The following is a 21,539-nucleotide window of genomic DNA, read 5'->3' as shown; positions in this document are numbered from 1 at the left end:
TACTTCCCCATTTTTCTCTTTTTTTTCCAATAGGCAAATAATGGGATAGATTTGTTCACACAATGAATGCTTTATGAAAGGTACTTATAGCCAGTACAGGGCCATGCTGGCCATTACCAGGGGTAGTTTGCGGGCTATTTTCCGTAGTCCTTCTGCGGTTATATTCAGTATCGCTTTTCCCCTGATTTTCATTCTTGTTTTTGGATTTATCGGTAATGGTGGAAGGGTATCCCTGAATGTAGCGTTTGATAAACATACAGATACGGCCAACCCGGTGTATGCGGCCCTTAAAAATATTGCCGGCATCAAACTGGTGAGTAAACCGGATAAGGAAATACAGGAAGACCTGGAAAAAGGAAGGATCACGGCCGTGATTGATATCCGGAAATCCGGTCTTGCCAACCCACCCTATACCATCAACCTCGTTAGTTCGGAAGCGGTGAGTCCACAGAATATACAGGTGTTGCAATCCATCCTGAATGCCGTTATTTCAGGCATTAATCAACAAACCTATGCCAATGCACCTACCATTGCTATTGTTAGTAATACGGTGAAAAAGATCCCCGGCCGCATTTACCGTACCATCGATTTTATCCTTCCGGGTCAATTGGGATTCTCCCTGTTAAGCTCTGGTGTATTTGGTGTGGCATTCCTGTTCTTTAATCTGCGACAGCAATTGGTATTAAAACGTTTTTATGCCACGCCTATCAAACGATCCTATATCGTATTGGGAGAAGCCATTAGCCGGGTATTGTTTCAGATGCTCACATCCATCATTGTGATCGGTGTTGGACATTTTTTGTTCAAATTTACGCTGGTGCATGGTTTGCAGACCTTCCTTGAGATTATGGTACTGAGTTTTATCGCCTTGATCCTTTTTATGGGATTTGGGTTTATTGTAAGCAGTGTGGCTAAAAGTGAGAGTACCATTCCACCTTTTGCCAACCTGATTACTTTGCCGCAGTTTCTGCTGGCGGGCACTTTTTTTTCGATAGAAGCCTTCCCATCCTGGTTACAACCCATCTGCCGCATTTTACCGTTAACTCATTTCAATACTGCCATGCGGAATATCGCTTTTGAAGGAGCCAGCTTGTTCAGCTGCTGGAAAGAATTGGGTATCCTGGGAATCTGGACCGTGGTGGTATATGCGGTAGTTTTTAAAACTTTTAAGTGGGAATAAATCATGAAACTGATCAGACTGGTTTTTTTTAGCGTGTTATCGCTTTTTGCGATTGCTTCCTTTATAGGCATCCTGCTGCCGGCAAATGTGCTTGTTTCGAGAGCAGTAGATGTGATGGCACCTGCCGATTCTGTACGACCCTATCTAACCGATATCCATCAATGGAAAAGCTGGATAGATGGAATGCAACAATCTTCTGTCACCATTGAATCGCCGCTAAAAGCAGACCTGGCAGGGACAAAAGTGGCATTAACTAATATTACAGATTCTTCCGTAGTATCTACCTGGTTATCTCCCAAAGGAAGCCTGCAAACCAGCACCATCCGGGTAATTCAAACCGCTTCTCACGGACAGGTTATCGTGCAATGGCAGTTTGAGCAGAAACTATCCTGGTATCCCTGGGAGCGGTTTGGCTCAATGATGAACGACAAAATTCTGGGTACGATGATGGAGAAAAATCTGCAGAATCTCAAGACCTTGTCTGAACAATAAACATCAGCCGGTAATGGTTGCCAGTATAGACAACAGTACCGTATACACTTTTTCCAACTCGGTTTCTGTGATACAATAGGGTGGCATAAGGTAAACGGTATTGCCCAGGGGCCTGATATAAACACCCTGCTCCATTGCTTTCTGTGTGATAACTGCACTGATGCTGTTCAGGTACTCATCTTTTCCCTGAATGATCTCAAAAGCGAGCAGGGTTCCCAGATGCCGCACATCTTTGATATGTGGATAGGTGTTCAGGGTAGCTGCAAATTTTTCATTCGAATGGCTGATCCAGTTTATTTTCTCCCGGCAGCTCTCTTTTTCCAGCAGATCTAAACTGGCCAAAGCGGCGGTGCAGGCCAGCGGATTGGCTGTAAAAGAATGGCCATGAAAAAAAGTCTTGTATTTATCATCCTGCACAAATGCCTCGTAAATCCGGTTGTTACAGGCAGTAATACCCAATGTCATGGTACCTCCGGTTAAACCTTTGCTCAGGCAGATAATATCCGGTTGTTCGGTGAGGTGCTGACAGGCAAATAAACGGCCGGTACGGCCAAAACCTGTCATCACTTCATCTGCTATACAAATGATACCTGATTGTTTTGCCGTGCGCAGTAATTCGTCCATCAGGTTGGGGGCATACATTTTCATTCCGCCTGCACCCTGCACCAGTGGTTCGTAAATAAAAGCGGCGATCTCTGCTCCGTATTCCCGGATGATCTTCTGGCTGTCGTTGATATTTTCCGGGGTAGGTGTGTCGATAAAGATCACTTCAAAAAGCAGGTCGTGAAAAGCCAGGGTAAAAACACTCCGGTCGCTCACGCTCATGGCCCCGAATGTGTCTCCATGATAGGCGTTGCGGAAAGCCAGAATTTTTTTACGTTGCTGCTGGCCCTGGTTCCACCAGTACTGAACAGCCATTTTGAGGGCCACTTCGGTAGAGGTAGAGCCGTTATCGCTGTAAAAGATCCGGCTCATATTTCCCGGCAAAATGGGTAACAATCTTTCTGCCAACCCCACTGCCGGTTCGTGTGTAAAGCCGGCAAAGATTACCTGCTCCAGCTGTAATGCCTGCTGGTATAATTTTTCTGCTATATAGGGATGTGCATGTCCATGAAGTGTAACCCACCAACTGCTGATGGCATCAATATAACTACTGCCGTCTTCGGCATATAAAATAGTTCCTGCTCCTTTTACAATCGGCACAGGGCTGGGCATATTCTTTTGCTGGGTGAAGGGATGCCAGATTACCTGCCTGTCTCTTGCTGCTAAATTCATGGGGCAAATGTAATCCTGATTTTTTTGCAGGGAGAGGGAGAAACGGAAACATTTTTTAAAAGGTGCAACGATTGTTCACCTGTCTGTGTCAGGGAAGGGAACACTGGCTATGGTGAATGAGCAACAACTGGTAAAAGACTGCCTGAAGAACAAACTGGTCGCCCAGAAACAGTTATATGAACTGTATGCTGAGCGGATGCTGGGGGTATGTTTCCGGTATACCAAAAACCTGAACGATGCGGAGGAAGTACTGCAGATCGGCTTTATCAAGGTATTTCGCAACCTGCACCAGTACCGGCAGGAGGGGGAACTGGGTGCCTGGATCCGAAGGATCATGGTTACTTCTGCCCTGAATTACCTGAAACGGAAGCCGCAATACCAACTGGACTTGGCCTTTGAAGATACCTACCTGCACCCCGTAGAACGGGATACGCCCGATATTACGCTGAATACCAAAGATTTACTGCAACTGATTACGCAACTGCCCACAGGTTATCAAACCATTTTTAACCTCTATGCAGTGGAGGGGTACACGCATGCAGAAATCGGGCAAATGCTGGGTATCAAAGAAGCAACCAGTCGCTCGCAATATGCCAGAGCCAGGGCCTTGTTGATTAACTGGCTGGAAAACAAATCCGGTAACAATATAAAATCGCAATATGGCGGATAGATCATTTGAGGAACAGGTTCGGGAAGAGATGGCCGGTCTGCTCATCAGACCTGGTGTGGCTGTATGGGAAAAACTGGAGGCCGATCTTACCCGTAAGAAAAAAAGACGGGGACTGATCTGGTTTGTTTTTGCCGGACTGGGAATCTTATTGCTCTCAGCAGTATGGTATAACATGCGGGAGGCCGAGCTGAATAAGGAAGAACTTCGGGCTAACATAGTTTCAGGAAGGGATTCGGCTTTACCCAAAAAAGAAGGGAGGGCAACACAACCAGCTAGTAACAATGTGATAACTTTTCATGATAAGGAAAATAAGGAACAGCCCGGTATTATTCATGACAAAACTGAAACAGCAGCCACTTTTTACAAAAAAGTAACGGATAGAAAACCGGTTAAGCAAGTTCTTCCGGTTTTAGCAGACACTACAAAAAAGATCACCGGAGAAACCAATACCAACAGCTCCATTACTGTTGCAGATGCGATAGTGAGTAAGGCGGATAATATGAATGCTGTAACTGATCCTGTTACTCCAGTTCACAAAGAAGAGCTGTCTGACAGTGTTATCGCACCTGCTGCGAAAACAACATTGACATCAGATACAGTTAGTAAAGAGATGACTGCTCAAATAAAAGAAAAGGCTGCTGTAAAAAAACGCTGGCAGCTTAGCCTGGCTGTTGCGGGTGGTATCAGTGGTATGCGTAAACTTCCGGGGCAAACACTGGCCTATCAATCTTCTATCTCTAATCCTTCCGCTGGTGGATTGCCAGGAGGAAACAATACATATAGGGTTCCTTCTCTGCAGGATGCAGGGTCTTACGGAATTGCTTTGTGGGCTGATAAACAACTATCAAAAAGATATGGGGTGGGGATTTCATTGGGATATGAAACCTATCATTCAAAAACAGGCGTGGGCACAAGAGTAGATAGTTCGCTGCAATCTTCTTTTTCCACTTCTGCTGCTGATCAGCGGTTTTATTATATCAGTACCGATAGTGTGCCTTATGTAAACCGGTTTCAATTTGCACAGGCTGCGGTATCGGGTTATGCAAAATATTCTCTGGGTAAATCACTGCAATTAAGGTGGGAGCTGGGCCTGGGTCTATCTGCCTTGCTGGGTAGCAATGCTTTGCATTATGATAATGGAAGAGGAGTTCTTTTTACCAACCGATCTTTGTTAAGAACCCTGCAATGGAATCTCTCTACCGGTGTTGAATTCGGTTTTGGCAAACAGCCTTTTTTATTCCTGGGGCCACAGATAACCTGGTTTATACAATCGCCGTATACAGATCAGGGCAGTGCCGATCAACATCTATTTCGTTCAGCCCTCAGAGCAAGAATAGTTTTGGGTAAAAAAGGGAAATGATGCAACGACGTTTGTACCTGCCGTGTCAGGGAATAAATGTCAGTTATGAAAAAATATTTTTTCGCCCCGCTGCTGTTATCACTGTTTGCGCTATCCTGCACCAAAGACCGGATAGATGAACATTATACCTTTTTCAGGCCGGTATATGCCACCAAAGAAACGGTAAAGACCAATATTAAAAGCAGTGCCCCAGAACTGTTACAAAATCCCGGTAAGCTGGTAATTAAAGATAATATTCTCTACCTGAATGATCTTGATAAAGGAATACACGTAATTGATATCAGTAATCCTGCACAATTAAAAAATATCGCGTTTATCCATATTCCCGGTTGTATAGATATGGCGATCAATGGAAACCACCTGTATGCAGACTGTTATACAGATCTGGAAGTGCTGGATATCACCAACCCTTTACAGATAACAGTAAAACAAGACCTGCCGGGCGTGTTTCCTCACCGGTTCTACAATAATTTTGTGGCTGATACAACAAAAGTGATCCGGCAATGGGTACGTGTGGATACCGTGGTCAGTCATCGGTTTAGTGAGACGGTTGATTATAGCCCCAGAAGAGATTGGATGCTTTTTTCCGCTTCGTCTGCTGTAATGACCGCAACCGGTGCGGGGCTGGGAATCAGCGGTTCTATGGCCAGGTTTGCGCAGCTCAATCAACGGTTATATACAGTAAGTTCCGATGATCTGAAAGTATTTAATGTAACAAGGGAGGATAAACCTTTGTTTGTGAAGGCGGTGGATCTGCAGAATGGGAATATTGAAACCATATTCCCTTATACAGACAAACTTTTTATAGGCTCGCAAACAGGGATGTTTATTTATGATGCCGGTAATCCGGACCAACCGGTTAAGTTGGGTCAGTTTATGCATAGCCGCTCCTGCGATCCGGTGATAGCCGATGGGCGTTATGCCTACGTGACATTACGTTCCGGCAGTTTTTGCGGGGGCTTTAACAACCAGTTGGATGTGATAGATATTAACCAGCTTACGAGTCCGCAACTGGTTAAGTCGTATAGTTTATCTGCACCCGCCGGATTGGCCAAAGACGGCAAATTCCTGTTGATCTGTGATGGAAAAGAAGGATTGAAAATCATGGATGCAACCCATCCCGCAGCAGTAAACCTGCTGGGGCGTGTTCCGGGTATCGATACCTATGATGTGATTGCGATGAACGGAACCGCTTTTGTTGTGGCTAAAGATGGGGTATATACCATTGATTACACCAATCCTGCACAGCCCCGTATACTTAACAGGATCCTGAAAACGGAAAACAAATAACCATGAAAAAGATCTGCCTGCTGTCGGCCCTGCTGCTGGCTAATTATAGCTATTCGCAAAAAACCAACCAGCCATCAACTCTATATATTACACCACAGGTAGGATTGCTGAACGGGGATCATGCGGTGAGTGCACAAGTGGTGTTATCCGGCGGTATGAAAACCAGGACATGGAGTTATGGTATTGGCGCCGGTGTGGATTATTATAAGATCAGATCTGCACCACTTTTTGTTGAGCTGAAAAAAGACTTCGGCAGAAAAGAAACTCCTTTGTTTGCCTATCTGCAATTGGGTGCCAATATCGCCTGGCCATTGTCATCTGATTACCGCGAAAATGTTTATAGCTCCTGGTTTGGTAATACTACCTCCCGTTTCCAGAGCGGCATGTACCGGGAGTTGGGGATAGGCTATACCGGTTGGTATACCAAAAATAAAGGGGTCTGGATCAGCCTCGGATACTCAACCAAAACCATGGCTGAGTTTTATGACGAAGTAATCTACCCCGATTTTCCGCCCTACGACCGTGTTACTAAAACCGAACGGAAATTGGCCTACACTTTTAACCGGTTAGTACTGAAAATAGGTTGTCGTTTATAGGCAATGGGATATCTCTCTGGGGGAGGGAGATATCCCTGTTTTCAGTCAGGATTGCAGAAAGGTAAGATTGCGCTGGATTCCCTTGTATTTACTTCGTTTGATAGGTGATTCTTTAAAGATGCGCGCAAAAGCGTCTTCACTTAATTCCTCCCATTCTTTGGTAGAGAGGTTCAGGATTTCGGGGATGGGGGTAAACTGTAATTCGGTGTTGGGCTTGCTGAACCGGTTCCACGGACAAACATCCTGGCACACATCACATCCGAATAACCAGTTGTTGAATTTGCCCTTCATGTTCTCCGGTATCAAGGCATCTTTCAGTTCGATGGTAAAATAGCTGATACATTTACTGCCATCGATCACTTTGTTTTCTTTGATGGCATCTGTGGGGCAGGCATCTATACATTTATGGCAACTACCGCAATAATCTTTGACCAGCGGATCATCGTACTGAAGTTCCAGATCTACGATCAGGGTAGCAATAAAATAAAAGGAACCGCTTTGTTTATTGATGAGGTTTCCGTTGCGACCGATCCACCCGGCTCCGCTTTTTACCGCCCAGGTTCTTTCCAGCACCGGGGCGGAGTCTACAAAACCACGACCCTGTATTTCTCCAATGGATTGGTTAATGCTGGCGAGGAATTGATGCAGTTTGGTCCTGATCACTTCATGGTAATCTTTTCCGAAAGCGTATTTGGCGATATGCGGGGTTCCTGTTTTCTGTTGCTGTGACGGATAATAATTCTGCAATAATGTAATCACTGATCTGGCGCCAGGTACCAGTTTGCGGGGATCTACACGGAGGTCGAAATGATTTTCCATGTATTGCATGCTGCCATGCATACCCTGCTGCAACCAGGCTTCGAGCCGGCGGGCATCTTCATCCAGTTTTTCTGCTTTGGCAATACCGCAATAGAAAAAACCCAGCTGTTGGGCTGTATGTTTGATGATATGGGTATGCTTGGTCTGGTTGGACAAGAGCTCAGGTACAATTTGACGGTAAAGTTATTTACAGGCAGATGACAACTGCGTATCGATGGATTGTTTCATATCCATAAAGATCTCTTTTCGTTCTTCTCCCAGCCCGCCTTTGGTAAAAAAGATACAGGCATACCCCCGGCAAAAATCTACCATGGGCCAGGTACCGAATAAACCCGGACTGGCCAGTACCTGTGCCTGTCCGTTTTCATCGGCCTGCAGTACCCAGGCACCGAAACCATAGTTATAGCCCTCGGCGGCTTTGGGTGCATATTTGATCATGGCCGGAGTTGTTCGAACCGTTTGCATGTCGGTTATAGCTTTTTCGCTCAGGATCCGTTTACCGTTAAACATGCCTTTGTTCAGGATCATGGATAGAAAGTTCATATAATCACTGGCGGTAGAAATGGCACCGCCGGAAGGGTTTACCGCATTAAAGCTGGAGAAACTGGTATTACGCATCATCAGCGGACGGGTAATATGTTCCTGCATTAACTGTTCAAAACTTCTGCGGGTTAACACTTCCAGTACCCGACCGGCAATGTTCAGTCCGATATTGCTGTAACGGAACTCGAGGCCGGGGTTGGCCATAATATCTTTTTTGGAGGCAAAATCGTTAACCTCTTCTTCGAGTGAAGCATATTTTTTCCGACCAAGCAGGCTTAACATCCGGATGGGTTCTGATTCTATCCCGGTTAGATGCGCGAGGCAGTCTTTAATAGTTATATATCCTTTGGAATACTTAGTGAAAACCGGAAGGTATTTACTCACTTTATCATCCAGCGATAATTTACCCTGATCCACAAAACTCATTACAAGGGCTGCTGTCAGCCATTTACTGCAACTTGCTATTGGTGCCTGTGTTTTGGCATTAAAATCGGTACCCATGGCTTTCTGGTAAACCAGTTTGCCATCCTTGTAAATAAGGGCCACCACATTGCCACCCAGTTCTTTTTTGGAGGCTTCCAGTTTACGGTCGACCTCCGAAAAATCGGGTTGGGCAAGGGCCACCTGAAAGAATAACAGGAAAATGAATACAGCACTGACTTTACCGCAGATAGTTTGAGATTTTACAGACATAATTACCGGATTTATTACTTGGATTATGATTTGCAATAAGGTTTAAAGTTATTTGAAAAAAAGGTAGTTATCACTGTAATCCCAAACTTTGGCTGTATAGAACCATTTTTAACATCCTATGCTGCCCAAAGAATAGAACGCAGAAGAGTGCGACGCAATGAAAGCCCAACACTGACCTCCCTGCCGGCTAACAAAAACTACCGATAAATCAAATAAACGAATAAACCAATAAACAAACAGCCCCCTATATGAACCTGAACAATTATACCATTAAAGCCCAGGAAACCATCCAGGCAGCCCAACAGGTAGCGTTCAATAATGGCAACCCCAATATTGAAACCAACCACCTGTTAAAGGCCCTGTTGGCAGATAAGGACAGTCCGGTAGAGTTCTTGCTGAAAAGGAACAATGTGAACGTGAGTTTTACCGAAAGCAAGGTGGATGAAAGTATTGCCAAATTACCCAAAATCCAGTCTGGCGAACCTGCCCAGAATATCAGCCGCGACCTGAATACCGTTTTTCTGAAGGCTAACAGTACCCTGAAAGAATTCAAAGACGAATTTATCAGCACCGAGCATTTATTGCTGGCTTTGCTGCAGGTAAACGATGATACGGCCAAAACGCTGAAAGCGAACGGCCTTACGGAAAAAGGACTGATCACGGCCATTAAAGATCTGCGGAAAGGAGATAAGATTCAATCGCAGACCCAGGAAACCCAGCTGAATATGCTGAATAAGTTTGCCAAGAACCTGAATGAAATGGCCAGGCAGGGTAAACTGGATCCGGTGATCGGTCGCGATGAAGAGATCCGCAGAACCCTGCATATTTTAACCCGCAGAAGTAAAAACAACCCGATACTGGTGGGTGAACCCGGTGTGGGTAAAACCGCCATTGTGGAAGGGCTTGCTATGCGGATCATTAACGGCGATGTGCCGGATAACCTGCGTTCGAAAACCATTTTTGCGCTGGATATGGGGCAACTGATTGCGGGTGCCAAATACAAGGGAGAATTTGAAGAGCGTTTGAAAGGGGTGGTGAAAGAAGTGGCTACGAGCGATGGGGAGATCATCCTTTTCATTGATGAAATTCATACCCTGATCGGTGCCGGTGGCGGCGAGGGTGCCATGGATGCGGCCAATATTCTGAAACCGGCCCTGGCAAGAGGAGAACTGAGAGCCATTGGTGCCACTACGCTGAATGAATACCAGAAATATTTTGAAAAAGACAAAGCACTTGAACGCCGTTTTCAGAAAGTAATGATCGATGAACCTTCGATGGAAGATGCGATCTCTATTTTGCGCGGATTGAAAGACAGGTACGAAACCCATCACCATGTGCGCATCAAAGACGAAGCGATTATTGCGGCGGTGGAATTATCGAGCCGTTATATGACCGACCGTTTTTTGCCGGATAAGGCGATTGACCTGATTGATGAGAGTGCTGCCAAGCTACGGCTGGAAATGAACTCGATGCCGGAAGAACTGGATAAACTGGAAAGACAGATCCGCCAGCTGGAGATCGAACGGGAAGCCATTAAACGGGAGAATGATGAGACCAAACTGAAAGAACTGAACATAGACATCAGTACCCTGATGGTAGAGCGTGATACCCTGAAATCGAAATGGAAACAGGAAAAAGAACTGGTAGAAAAAGTACAGACCGCCAAAGCCACTATTGAAGATCTGAAACAGCAGGCAGAACAGGCTGAGCGGAACGGGGAATATGGAAAAGTAGCGGAGATCAGGTATGGTAAAGTGAAAGAGCAGGAGACCCTGATTGCAGAAGTAACGGCGCAGATCAACAGTTCTACCGATAAACGTTTGCTGAAAGAAGAAGTAGACGCAGAAGATATTGCAGAAAACGTGGCCAAAGCCACTGGGATACCGGTAGCAAAAATGCTGCAGAGTGAAAGGGAAAAATTACTGCACCTGGAAGAGGAGCTGCATAACAGGGTGGTAGGCCAGGAAGAAGCCATTACTGCCGTAGCAGATGCCATCCGCAGAAGCCGCGCTGGTTTGCAGGATCCTAAAAAGCCGATCGGTTCTTTCATTTTTCTGGGAACCACGGGTGTGGGTAAAACGGAGCTGGCCAAAGCGTTGGCAGAATACCTGTTCGATGATGAGAGTATGATGACCCGGATAGATATGAGTGAATACCAGGAGAAACATACGGTTTCCCGGCTGGTTGGTGCGCCTCCGGGATATGTGGGATATGATGAGGGCGGGCAATTAACCGAATCTGTTCGCCGTAAACCTTATAGTGTGGTGCTGCTCGATGAGATCGAAAAAGCGCACCCCGATGTATGGAACGTGTTACTACAGGTATTGGATGATGGTCGCCTGACCGATAACAAGGGTAGGGTGGTGAATTTCAAGAATACCATCATTATCATGACCAGCAATATCGGTAGTCACCTGATCCAGGATGCTTTTGAAAAAGTGACTGAGAACAATGTGGAAGAAGTAACTGAATCTGCTAAAGTAGAAGTGATGAACCTGCTGCGCCAGACCATCCGGCCGGAGTTTCTGAACCGGGTAGATGAGATCATTATGTTCAGTCCGCTGATGAAGAAACAGATCATGGGCATCGTGAAAATCCAATTGGAGGGATTGAAGAAGCTGGTAGCCGATAACGGCATCACGCTTCACTTCAGTGATTACCTGCTCGAATTTCTTTCGGAACAGGGTTATGACCCCCAGTTTGGAGCAAGACCGCTGAAACGACTGATCCAGAAACAGATCATCAATGCACTGAGTAAGAAAATACTGGCCGGTGATATTGATAAAACAATGCCTGTTTTGGTAGATGTGTTTGATGGAATTGTGGTGTTCAGAAATGAGGAGGATAAATAAGCAGAAACAATAAATGTAGTAAAAGCCGGGATAGGATTATCCCGGTTTTTTTGTGCAGGTATTAGTGTTTTTCCTCGGTTGTACTGCGGCAAATACGCTATGCGGGATTGGCTGGTTGTTATACATTAGTCTTAATTTCTCCACAATTGGAGGACGCAATTTGCGTCCTCCAATTAGAAGGGATGGGAATAATGAATATGTATAAGAACGATACCATGGTGGCTGATGAGGTGATTATGAGTCAGATATACCTAATCAGAGGCTGTAAAGTAATGATCGACAGAGACCTGGCAGTCTTGTATGGGGTTGAAACAAAAAGACTGAAAGAAGCTGTTAGGCGTAATTTTTCCCGTTTCCCCGAAGATTTTATGTTTCAGATGGATAAGGCGGAGTTTGAACAGTGGAGGTCGCAGTTTTTGACTTCTCATTCGCTCAAAATGGGGCTCAGGTATCTGCCTTATTGTTTTACCGAACAGGGTGCTACTATGTTGTCCTGTATCCTAAACAGCGAAAGAGCGATTAAAGTGAATATCCAGCTGATCCGCATTTTTACCAGGATGCGGGAGATGTTATTAACGCATAAGGACATACTGCTGCAACTGGAAAAAATAGAGAAAAGGCTTTCTGGCCATGATGAACAGATACAGACTATTTTCCATTACCTGAAGCAACTGATTAACCCGCCCCAGCCTCCTCGACAAAAAATCGGGTTCCGGAGAAATGACGAATGATTTTTCTTATCTTTTAGCGATAAAAGCAATCTATGAGATATTCTCTATTACTGGTAACTGTTTTGTTACTGACTTCTGCCACAGGATTTTCACAAGCCGCTCCGGTAAAGAAGATCAAGTATGGTAATAACCCCACTGCGGGTAAATACTATGATATCCGCGGTTTTAAAATGTATTGCGAAGTGTATGGCGAGGGCGAACCTTTACTGATCATTCACGGAAATGGCGGAGATATCTCTAATTTCAAGGAGAACATCCCATACTTCTCACAACATTACAAAACCATTATTGCTGATAGCCGTGTGCATGGTAAATCTACAGACAACGGTGATTCCCTCAGTTATGAAATGATGGCGGATGATTATGCAGCTTTGTTATCGGCCATGAAGATTGAATCGGCCAACGTAATTGGCTGGAGTGATGGCGGTATTAATGGATTGTTGCTGGCGATGCGTTATCCTGAAAAAGTAAAGAAACTGGCTATTACCGGAGCCAACCTGCAACCAGATACCAATGCAGTATACCCGGAAGTATGGGACCTCGTTAAGCCAACTTACCAACGATTACAGAAAAAAAACATCAAAACACCGTCAGAAAAAACAGAATGGAAACTGATGCGTTTGCTGGTGGAGCAACCGAATATTTCATTGGCGTCTCTACGTACTATTCAATGCCCAACATTGGTGATTGGCGGGGATCATGATGTGATCAAGGAAGAACATACGATGCTGATCTATAAAAATATCCCGAAAGCCTATCTCTGGATCTTACCGAATTCCGGGCATAGTACTCCCATTATTTACAAAGATGCTTTTAATACAACCGTAGATCAGTTTCTGAAAGAACCGTATCGGATTTTTAAGGGAACGGACAGGTTCAACTAAGCGACTGTTTTACAATATAAATCATCCGGCCGGTTAATGACAACCTGCCGGATGAAAAGTATTTAATCTTCTGCCTTATTCTTCAAGGCCATCAGCAAAGTATAAGCGCCTTTGATAACAATAGCTTTACCTGTTATACTGCCACCATTGAGGACTTCGATGAATCCATTTTCTTTGGTGCCGGTTTCAATGGCTGTCATGAGAAACTGGTTAGCTGTTTTCTGCACAAATACATAATTGCCTCCTTCGTATGCCACAATCGCTTCCTCCGGTAAGGCGGGTACCTGCAGGCTCTTCAATCTGATTTCGGCATTCATATAAGTGCCGGGGAAGAGTGTTTTGTCATAATCTTCAAAATGGCAATGTACATCGGCGGTTCTTTCGGCAGAAAGATCGTGGCTGATGATACTGATCTCACAGGTGTGTTTTCTGTTAGGATCATTATTGGTATAAGCTATCAGTTTCTGTCCGATAGCCAGTTTGGGCAGGTCTTTTTCAAAGACCTGGAGATTCAGGTGGATATCATCCGGGTTAACCAGTTCAAACAGGATATCTGATGGATTTACATACTTGCCAATATTCACATTTACACGGGATACAAACCCATTGATAGGAGAGTAGATATTTACACTTTTGGAAATATTGGTTTCCGTTACGTTCTGCGGGTTGATATTGATCAGACGAAGTTTCTCTGATAATGCCGCAAGGTTGATCTTCTGTGTCTGATAATCCATCTGTGTTTGCTGAAATATTTTGTCGCTGGTGGCTTTGCTCTGGTTCAGTTCTTTCTGACGCTGAAATTCCGCTTCGAGGTAAACCAGTTTAGAGCGCGTGGTTAAATAATCTTGCTGCAGTTGAATGTATAATTGGTCTTCCATTACACCAATCACTTCTCCTTTGCTGATATGCATACCGGGCAGGAGTTTGGTAGAACGGAGAAATCCACCCAATGGCATACTTACTGTGATCATATTCTGCGGGGGTACATCAATCTTGCCGGTTACTTTGATGATAGTAGAGATGCTTTTTTCCTGCACCTGCCCTGTTTCTACTTTGGCAGAAGCCAGTTGCGGTGCGGTAAGCGTGACCAGGTTGGCTACTTCCGGCGCAGGTGTTGTTTTTTCTTCCTGCTTTTTACTGCCACAGGCAGCCAGTAGCACAGACAGAGATACGATATATAGGTACTTCATATAAATTTATTTAGATAATAAGTAAGTAATGTGAATCAGGCTTTCATTCAGCATTTTCAGTGCATCCAGGTAACTACTTTCGATAACAATACTCTGGTTGCTCAGCATTACCCATTCCAGGTAATTGATCTCGCCATTCAGAAACTGCTTGTTGGCTGTTTTAACAATAAGGTCAGCATTGGGTAAGGCGGTCTTCTCAAAATATGCGACAGACTGTAAGCTGGCCATGTATTGTGTAACGGCGGTTTTATATTGGGTTTCGAGCGCCTGTAACTGTAACTGATAATTATTCTCTGATACACGTTCAAAAGCCCTGGCAGAATTGATCCTGGCTTTTTGTGCGCCTGCAAAAATCGGGATGCCGATACCCAACATGGCAGCACTAAAGCGATGGCCACTTCCGTACACAATATTATCCGCGCCTACTCCCCGTATACTGGCATTTGAGTAACCAATATTGATATCCGGTAGCAGTCTGGCTTTTTCCAATGCAGTATTGGCCGTAGCCGCCATTTTCTGCTGTTGCAGAGCGGTCAGTAAGGGATGATCTGCGAGATAAGCGCTGTCCATACCGGCGGGTACTGCCATTTTGAGCGCACCCACTTTTGGTGTCAATGGATCAGTTGTATTCAACAGCAGGTTGAACTGGATCTGCAGTAATTCCATTTCTTCCTGCAAAGCTTTCAACTGCAGATAGATATAACCCCGTTGCGTTTCTGCAGTTGTTTTCTCCAGCACATTGGCTTCTCCTTTCTCCAGGCGCAGGGTTGCTTTACGCAGAAACTCAGCGTAATTGCTATCTGCCCGTAACAACAGTTTTTTCTTTTCCTGCAAAACCAGCATGGAATAAAATACCTGCGCTACAGCTCGTTTCAATTCCGCTTCTTTTACGGCTACTCCGAGTACAGCAGATTTCCATTCTTCTGTAAGGAGATTTTTTTGTTTTGTGTATACCGCAGGAAAACTGAAAGATTGTGTAACGCCGAACTTGGTATCGGTGTAACCACTGTTGATCTGTCCGGCTTCGGCCGAAAAACTGGTTTTGGGAATGCTGGCCGCGGTAAGAATCATTTGTTGCTGCCAGGCCGCTTTCAGTTGCTCATTTTTTACGGTCAGGTTATTTTTCAGGGCTGTATCGATAGCAGACTGGAGACTAACCGGTTGTTGTGCCTGCACACGAAAGGTAGCCAATGACAAAAATAACAGAATGACTGCCACAGGCACATGTCCATGGCCATTTCTTTTTTTCTTCTTTTTGGTGCCAGACTTTTCGAACATAATATACATGATGGGTAAAACAAATAAGGTAAGGAAAGTAGCGATCAGCAAACCGCCGATTACCACTGTTGCCAAGGGCCGCTGTACTTCGGCTCCGGAACCGTTACTGATAGCCATAGGTAAAAATCCCAGCGAAGCAACAAAAGCTGTCATCAACACCGGCCGCAAACGTACTTTGGTGCCCATGAGTACAATATTGTGTAGGTTGGTTAAGCCCTCCGCCTTTAGCCGGTTAAATTCTGCAATCAGTACTATACCATTCAATACCGCCACACCGAATAAAGCAATAAAGCCCACACCTGCACTTATGCTGAAAGGCATTCCCCGCAGGGCCAGGAAAAAGATACCGCCGATGGCAGACAAAGGAATCGCCGTATAAATCAATAAACCATGCTTCAGCGAGTTAAAAGCGAAATGCAGCAATACCAGGATCAGGAAAAGCGAAACAGGTACCGCGATCGTGAGTCTTTTTTTGGCTTCATTCAGGTTTTCGAATGCACCACCATAGGTAATATAATATCCATCCGGCAGTTTGATCTGCTGTTCAGCTTTCTGCTGTAATTCTGTTACGATAGATTCTACATCCCTGTCTTTTACATTAAATCCTACCACAATTCTACGCTTGGCATCTTCTCGCTGTATCTGGTTAGGACCATCTTTGATGGATACAGTGGCCAGTTGCGATAAAGGAATCTGTGTACCCTGCCGGGTAGGTACCAGCAGATTCTGCACATCTTCGAGACTTTTCCGTTTATCCATTTCCAAACGTACTACCAGACTGAAACGTTTCTCTTCTTCAAATACCATTCCGGCAGATTGACCGGCAAATGCGGTGTTTACGATCTGGTTGATATCAGCAATACTTAAACCATACTGCGCAATCAGCGGCCGGTTATATTCAATAATGATCTGTGGCATACCCGTAACCGGCTCAATAAATAAACTCTGGCTTCCCTGTACGGTGTTGACAATCTTGCCCAGTTGTGCGGCATAACGTGCCAGTGTATCCAGGTTCTCGCCAAAGATCTTACACACCACATCCTGCCGGGCACCCGTCATCAGTTCATTAAAACGCATCTGTACGGGAAACTGGAAACCGGTAGTAATACCCGGAACTTCCTGCAAGGCTTCTCCCATTTTCTGCGAAAGCTCTTTGAATGTTTTGGCCGATGTCCATTCTGATTTGTCTTTTAAGATCACCATCAGATCACTGGCTTCCATGGGCATGGGATCGGTGGGGATTTCGCCACTACCGATTTTAGTAACTACTTTCTCTACCTCAGGGAATCTTGTTTTCAGAATATGTGCCGCTTTCTGCGTGCTCTCAATCGTGGTGGTGAGGTTACTACCGGTAAGCACCCTTGTTTCTACAGCAAAATCGCCTTCTTCCAGCGCCGGTATAAATTCGCCTCCCAGTGTGGTAAGAGTATATACAGCTACCACAAACATGGTAACAACGGTTGCTAAAACCAGTTTTGGAAATTTCAGGATACTGCCCAATGCATGCTGGTAAAACCTTTCTACCCGGAACATGAGCTTGTCTGAAATATTGGGCTGGTGTTTCACTTTTTTACTCAGCACTAGGGAACTCATCATCGGGATATAGGTAAGCGACAGAATAAAAGCTCCAAAGAGCGCAAAAGCTACGGTTTGTGCCATCGGCTTGAACATCTTGCCTTCGATACCCTGTAGCGTGAAAATGGGAAGATAAACGATCAGAATGATGATCTGACCAAATACGGCACTGTTCATCATTTTACCGGCAGACTGGTTTACCTGATCATCCATTTCTTTCTGCGAGAGATGGGTGATATGGGCAAATTTCTTGCTGTGCGTTAACTGGTGCATTACCGCTTCTACAATGATCACCGCACCATCTACGATCAGTCCGAAGTCAAGCGCTCCCAGACTCATCAGGTTTCCGCTTACCCCAAACATATTCATGAGAATGACTGCCACCAGCATAGACAGCGGGATCACGGACGCCACCAATAATCCTGCCCGGAAGTTGCCCAGGAAGAGTACCAGAATGAACACCACGATCAGTGCCCCTTCCATCAGGTTTTTGGTAACGGTTCCAATGGCATTGTTCACCATTTTGGTCCGGTCAAGAAAGGGTTCTATCACCACCCCCTTGGGCATGGTTTTCTGGATCTGGGCGATCCTCGCTTTTACGTTTTTAATTACCTCACTGCTATTGGCGCCCTTCAGCATCATCACTACCGCGCCGGACACTTCGCCCTTATCGTTATAACACATGGCGCCATAACGGGTAGCATAACCGGTTTTGATCTCTGCAATATCACGGAGAAATAGCGGGGTGCCGTTAGAGGTCGATTTGATGGAGATATTACCCAGGTCTTCCGGGTTCCCGATCAATCCCTCACTGCGGATAAAAAGTACAGTAGCACCTTTCTCAATATACGCACCGCCGGTATTCTGGTTATTCTTTTCCAGTGCCGTAAATACATCACGGATATTGAGTTGATAGGATTGGAGTTTGTTGGGGTTCACGGCAATTTCGTATTGCTTCAGTTTGCCCCCAAAACTGCTCACTTCTGCCACACCTTTCACTCCCAGTAACTGGCGCCTAACGATCCAGTCCTGAATGGTTCTTAATTGCGTGGCGTCATATTTGGCTTCATAGCCCTCTTCCGGCCTTACCACGTATTGATAAATCTCCCCCAGGCCGGTACTGATGGGGCCCAACTCGGGTGTGCCGATACCGGGCGGAATCTGTCCCTGGATCTTCTGGAGCCTTTCCGCTACCTGTTGTCTTGCCCAGTAAATATCTGTTTCGTCATTAAAAACGATGGTCACCAGCGAAAGCCCGAAACGGGAAAAACTCCGGATCTCCAGCATACCACTGATATTGCTGTTAGCCTGTTCTATCGGAAATGTGACCAGTCGCTCTATATCTGTCGCACCAAAAGAGGGTGCTACGGTAATCACCTGTACCTGGTTATTGGTGATATCGGGAACCGCATCAATGGGCAGTTTGGTGGTTTCGTAAATACCAAACCCCACCAGGGTGAGTACAAACAGCCCGATGATGAGTTTATTACGTATCGAAAAGTTGATAATTTTTGTCAGCATAATACTTGTTGATCATTAATTGGTTAGATGAATTGCATAGAAGGTATTGCCAACACGGACCGTGTTGGCAATACCTATACCAGTAGTGATCAACAGGTTTTGGGAGGTTGCCAGATGGCAGACAGAAACGAAGAACCCCTGAATGCCTCATCTAACAAAGGGAAATTGTTGGATTGACTGGTTACGGGTTTATGGATTTCGGTTGAGAAATTGTGTGGAACAAAGGCTGCAATGGTGGCATTGGTACAACCGTCGTGCGTTTTGAAGGGGAGTTTCATGTCTTTTGCATAGTCCGAATCCTTATCCGTGGAAGGGGTGTAATGCAGGCAGAGGAACTCCCAGAAAGTCAGTTCATTTTTCGCTTTTTTATGTTCCATGAAATGTTCCACCAGCAGGGGTAATTTTACCAATTGGTACATTTCTGTTGTTGAAAACAGGTAATTGGAAAGGAACGATATAGCGATCAATCTTTTCAAGATACCAAAGTTAACAAAAACTGCCCGGTTGAACAACCTGCCTGCCGATGCGGGAGCCGGATTTGCCGGTTATCAAATCGCTGAAAGCAGATTTGTATGGTAAAAAGAGATATCCGAAATTAGAACCCAGACATGATCCAGTTTACCGCTACCATACAACAATTTGCCGAACAGGGCGAAAAAACCGGCTGGACCTATGTGGAAGTGCCGGCAGATCTGGCAGAACAGTTACAGCCGGGCAGTAAAAAATCTTTTCGTGTAAAAGGAAAACTGGACGACCATGCTATTAAAGCTGTGGCCCTCATCCCGATGGGTGGTGGGGTCTATATTCTGCCGCTGAATGCGGCCATGCGCAAAGCCCTCCATAAAAAGAAAGGGGCGATGCTGAACCTACGTCTTTCTGTTGATAAGGAACCCCTGGCCATACCTCCGGCTTTACTGGATTGTCTGGCAGATGAACCGGAAGCCATGGATTTTTTTGAGCTGCTTAAACCCTCGCACCGCAACTATTTTATTAAATGGATAGGTGGGGTTAGTTCAGAAGCGGCTGTAGCCAAACGGATTGCCCAGGTGGTAACTGCCATGCTGCGTAAACAGGATTTTGTTACCATGATCCGAAGCCAAAAGGCCGAAAAAGCCAAATGGGAAGGTCGTTAATACGGCTGGTTCCGCTTATCCCTTTCATTTGTCTAACCTGTAGAATAGTCGTAACTTCTCTGTCAGTTTACTGACATGAAAACCCTTTGTTTATTTACCTGTATCGTGCTGCCGCTCTTCTCAGTGGCCCAGGTGAATATGAGTGCTTCCGGAACAGAGATCAGAGATATCTACGACGTCAGCGGTCGCCCGCTTGTAACACTGAACAATACGCCGGTAGTGGGCAGTCCCTTGTTTGCAGACAGTTGGGCAAAAGGTACCGTTACTTTCGCCAATGGCAGGTATATTACCAATGCTATGCTGCGTTTTAATGTGTACAGTAATGAGCTTGCCTATAAAGTAGGGGATCTGGTCTTTAGATTTCTGGACCAGGTGCAGTCATTCCAGCTAACCTACGTAGATGATGCTGCTTCCGATACCTTTCAGTTCCGCAATGGGTATCCGGCCACCGGCAAAACCGGTCCCACGGTTTTTTATGAAGTATTGGCAACCGGCAGGCGGTACCAGTTATTGAAGCATCATTTTAAGGTACTGAAAGATTATTACGAGTATGGATCAGCACCCACCAAAGCCTACCGTGATGGCACAGAACTTTGGCTCTTCGATAGTAAAACCCAGGGGATGACCCATGTACGCAATATCCATGAACTGGTCAAAGAGATACCTGATCTGGCTGTCTTACTCATCAAACAACCGCTGCACAAGTCCGGTCCTGCAATGGAAAAAGTGCTGGCAGCCTTCATTAACCGGTTGGAGTAGGCTGCGGGGGACCGTTCATCCATTTTTCAGAAAAAGTACGCCCTAAAACTTACTACTTAGTAAGTTTTTAGTATTTTCAACCTGTGGCCCCCAGAAATATTGATACCAAACAGGAGATACTGCGGATCGGAATGGATCTGATCAAGCGGTATGGATACAATGCATTCAGTTATGCAGATATATCCAAAGCACTGGATATGAAAAATGCAGCTGTGCATTATCATTTCAGGGGAAAAGAAGATCTGCTGGCAGGCATACTGGACCAGTACCTGAATGATTATGTGCTGATGGGGAAACAGTTACAGGGCTCCGGCTTTACTGCTTTACAGAAACTGGAAAAGTTTATCGAGCGGTATTCTGTATTAACAGAAATGGATTGTATCTGTATCATCGGCTCTGTAGCATCGGATTTTAATACGTTGCCGGAATCGGTTAAAGTGAAGATCAAAGAGCTGGTTTCGCTGGTATTACAGATGGTAGAAAAAACGCTACAGGAGGGTAAGAAGCGAGGCGAGTTTCATTTCACCGAATCTGCCAAAACCGAGGCTTTGCTGATCATGACCAACCTGGCCGCCGGTGTGCAGCTGTCGCGGATTACAGGTAAGTCCGATTATGAGCTGATCCGTAAGGCGCTGGTAAGACAGGTAAAAGGATAATTTTTTTGACCCTGCAACTTACTTATTAGTAAGTAATTGACA

The 21,539-nt window shown here is 45.3% G+C and carries 18 protein-coding genes; 12 read left to right on the top strand and 6 right to left on the bottom strand.

The window, feature by feature from the left end; all coding sequences use genetic code 11:
• Positions 1-73 precede the first annotated feature (73 nt).
• Entirely contained in the window at positions 74-1,180 is a 1,107-nt protein-coding gene (locus AC1RNB_RS09275) for an ABC transporter permease (RefSeq protein ID WP_493082395.1), read from the top strand.
• Between the two features lie 3 nt (positions 1,181-1,183).
• On the top strand, positions 1,184-1,672 hold the full coding sequence (locus AC1RNB_RS09270; protein ID WP_493082394.1) for an SRPBCC family protein: 489 nt from the start codon (positions 1,184-1,186) through the stop codon (positions 1,670-1,672).
• A gap of 3 nt (positions 1,673-1,675) precedes the next feature.
• Here the strand turns inward: AC1RNB_RS09270 and bioA are convergent, their stop codons facing one another.
• The gene (bioA, locus tag AC1RNB_RS09265) at positions 1,676-2,947 is read right to left on the bottom strand and encodes an adenosylmethionine--8-amino-7-oxononanoate transaminase (protein ID WP_493082393.1); all 1,272 of its coding nucleotides are present in this window, start codon (positions 2,945-2,947) and stop codon (positions 1,676-1,678) included.
• An 85-nt stretch (positions 2,948-3,032) separates the two neighbouring features.
• On the opposite strand from bioA, the gene AC1RNB_RS09260 reads away from it, so the two are divergent.
• From AC1RNB_RS09260 to AC1RNB_RS09245, 4 genes are read left to right on the top strand one after another with little or no spacing between them, the layout of a single operon-like run.
• Positions 3,033-3,617, top strand: coding sequence for an RNA polymerase sigma factor (locus AC1RNB_RS09260; protein ID WP_493082392.1), 585 nt, complete (start codon positions 3,033-3,035; stop codon positions 3,615-3,617).
• Complete coding sequence (locus AC1RNB_RS09255) at positions 3,607-4,977, top strand: hypothetical protein (RefSeq protein ID WP_493082391.1); 1,371 nt, start codon at positions 3,607-3,609, stop codon at positions 4,975-4,977. The genes AC1RNB_RS09260 and AC1RNB_RS09255 overlap by 11 nt, the downstream gene beginning before the upstream one ends.
• A gap of 45 nt (positions 4,978-5,022) precedes the next feature.
• Positions 5,023-6,267, top strand: coding sequence for an LVIVD repeat-containing protein (locus AC1RNB_RS09250; RefSeq protein ID WP_493082390.1), 1,245 nt, complete (start codon positions 5,023-5,025; stop codon positions 6,265-6,267).
• A gap of 2 nt (positions 6,268-6,269) precedes the next feature.
• Entirely contained in the window at positions 6,270-6,863 is a 594-nt protein-coding gene (locus AC1RNB_RS09245; RefSeq protein ID WP_493082389.1) for a hypothetical protein, read from the top strand.
• Positions 6,864-6,908: 45 nt separating this feature from the next.
• On the opposite strand, the gene queG is transcribed toward AC1RNB_RS09245, so the two are convergent.
• Both queG and AC1RNB_RS09235 read right to left on the bottom strand, forming a co-directional pair.
• On the bottom strand, positions 6,909-7,838 hold the full coding sequence (queG, locus tag AC1RNB_RS09240; RefSeq protein WP_493082388.1) for a tRNA epoxyqueuosine(34) reductase QueG: 930 nt from the start codon (positions 7,836-7,838) through the stop codon (positions 6,909-6,911).
• 27 nt (positions 7,839-7,865) lie between these two features.
• Positions 7,866-8,918: a serine hydrolase domain-containing protein gene (locus AC1RNB_RS09235; RefSeq protein ID WP_493082387.1), complete on the bottom strand. Its 1,053-nt coding sequence runs from the start codon at positions 8,916-8,918 to the stop codon at positions 7,866-7,868.
• Between the two features lie 248 nt (positions 8,919-9,166).
• Here AC1RNB_RS09235 and clpB point away from each other — a divergent pair, with 248 nt between their 5' ends.
• The 3 genes from clpB (at position 9,167) to AC1RNB_RS09220 (ending at position 13,385) form a co-directional block, all read left to right on the top strand.
• Positions 9,167-11,770 (top strand): ATP-dependent chaperone ClpB, encoded by a 2,604-nt coding sequence (gene clpB, locus AC1RNB_RS09230; RefSeq protein WP_493082386.1) that lies wholly within the window; start codon positions 9,167-9,169, stop codon positions 11,768-11,770.
• A gap of 182 nt (positions 11,771-11,952) precedes the next feature.
• Positions 11,953-12,501 (top strand): ORF6N domain-containing protein, encoded by a 549-nt coding sequence (locus AC1RNB_RS09225; protein ID WP_493082385.1) that lies wholly within the window; start codon positions 11,953-11,955, stop codon positions 12,499-12,501.
• Between the two features lie 32 nt (positions 12,502-12,533).
• Positions 12,534-13,385, top strand: a complete 852-nt coding sequence (locus AC1RNB_RS09220; RefSeq protein ID WP_493082384.1) for an alpha/beta fold hydrolase — start codon at positions 12,534-12,536, stop codon at positions 13,383-13,385.
• Between the two features lie 62 nt (positions 13,386-13,447).
• Here the strand turns inward: AC1RNB_RS09220 and AC1RNB_RS09215 are convergent, their stop codons facing one another.
• The 3 genes from AC1RNB_RS09215 to AC1RNB_RS09205 form a co-directional block, all read right to left on the bottom strand.
• The gene (locus AC1RNB_RS09215) at positions 13,448-14,575 is read right to left on the bottom strand and encodes an efflux RND transporter periplasmic adaptor subunit (protein ID WP_493082383.1); all 1,128 of its coding nucleotides are present in this window, start codon (positions 14,573-14,575) and stop codon (positions 13,448-13,450) included.
• 6 nt (positions 14,576-14,581) lie between these two features.
• Positions 14,582-18,949, bottom strand: coding sequence for a CusA/CzcA family heavy metal efflux RND transporter (locus AC1RNB_RS09210; RefSeq protein WP_493082382.1), 4,368 nt, complete (start codon positions 18,947-18,949; stop codon positions 14,582-14,584).
• Positions 18,950-19,038: 89 nt separating this feature from the next.
• Entirely contained in the window at positions 19,039-19,425 is a 387-nt protein-coding gene (locus tag AC1RNB_RS09205; RefSeq protein WP_493082381.1) for a hypothetical protein, read from the bottom strand.
• A gap of 132 nt (positions 19,426-19,557) precedes the next feature.
• Between AC1RNB_RS09205 and AC1RNB_RS09200 the strand changes: the two genes are divergently transcribed.
• From AC1RNB_RS09200 to AC1RNB_RS09190, 3 genes are all read left to right on the top strand, one after another.
• Positions 19,558-20,082 (top strand): YdeI/OmpD-associated family protein, encoded by a 525-nt coding sequence (locus AC1RNB_RS09200; protein WP_493082380.1) that lies wholly within the window; start codon positions 19,558-19,560, stop codon positions 20,080-20,082.
• Between the two features lie 75 nt (positions 20,083-20,157).
• Positions 20,158-20,841, top strand: coding sequence for a hypothetical protein (locus tag AC1RNB_RS09195; RefSeq protein WP_493082379.1), 684 nt, complete (start codon positions 20,158-20,160; stop codon positions 20,839-20,841).
• Positions 20,842-20,924: 83 nt separating this feature from the next.
• Positions 20,925-21,497, top strand: coding sequence for a TetR/AcrR family transcriptional regulator (locus tag AC1RNB_RS09190; RefSeq protein WP_493082378.1), 573 nt, complete (start codon positions 20,925-20,927; stop codon positions 21,495-21,497).
• The last annotated feature ends 42 nt before the right edge of the window (positions 21,498-21,539 follow it).

The sequence above is a fragment of the Sediminibacterium sp. GW821-FHT12F12 genome, from assembly GCF_058806635.1.
This window is presented reverse-complemented; position numbering and strand designations above follow the sequence as displayed.

Bases quoted from the DNA above. Each gene is read 5' to 3' on its own strand.
- AC1RNB_RS09275 (WP_493082395.1), top strand. From the start codon at position 74: ATGAAAGGTACTTATAGCCAGTACAGGGCCATGCTGGCCATTACCAGG.
- AC1RNB_RS09270 (WP_493082394.1), top strand. From the start codon at position 1,184: ATGAAACTGATCAGACTGGTTTTTTTTAGCGTGTTATCGCTTTTTGCG.
- bioA (WP_493082393.1), bottom strand. From the start codon at position 2,947: ATGAATTTAGCAGCAAGAGACAGGCAGGTAATCTGGCATCCCTTCACC.
- AC1RNB_RS09255 (WP_493082391.1), top strand. From the start codon at position 3,607: ATGGCGGATAGATCATTTGAGGAACAGGTTCGGGAAGAGATGGCCGGT.
- AC1RNB_RS09250 (WP_493082390.1), top strand. From the start codon at position 5,023: ATGAAAAAATATTTTTTCGCCCCGCTGCTGTTATCACTGTTTGCGCTA.
- AC1RNB_RS09245 (WP_493082389.1), top strand. From the start codon at position 6,270: ATGAAAAAGATCTGCCTGCTGTCGGCCCTGCTGCTGGCTAATTATAGC.
- AC1RNB_RS09235 (WP_493082387.1), bottom strand. From the start codon at position 8,918: ATGTCTGTAAAATCTCAAACTATCTGCGGTAAAGTCAGTGCTGTATTC.
- clpB (WP_493082386.1), top strand. From the start codon at position 9,167: ATGAACCTGAACAATTATACCATTAAAGCCCAGGAAACCATCCAGGCA.
- AC1RNB_RS09225 (WP_493082385.1), top strand. From the start codon at position 11,953: ATGGGAATAATGAATATGTATAAGAACGATACCATGGTGGCTGATGAG.
- AC1RNB_RS09220 (WP_493082384.1), top strand. From the start codon at position 12,534: ATGAGATATTCTCTATTACTGGTAACTGTTTTGTTACTGACTTCTGCC.
- AC1RNB_RS09215 (WP_493082383.1), bottom strand. From the start codon at position 14,575: ATGAAGTACCTATATATCGTATCTCTGTCTGTGCTACTGGCTGCCTGT.
- AC1RNB_RS09210 (WP_493082382.1), bottom strand. From the start codon at position 18,949: ATGCTGACAAAAATTATCAACTTTTCGATACGTAATAAACTCATCATC.
- AC1RNB_RS09200 (WP_493082380.1), top strand. From the start codon at position 19,558: ATGATCCAGTTTACCGCTACCATACAACAATTTGCCGAACAGGGCGAA.
- AC1RNB_RS09195 (WP_493082379.1), top strand. From the start codon at position 20,158: ATGAAAACCCTTTGTTTATTTACCTGTATCGTGCTGCCGCTCTTCTCA.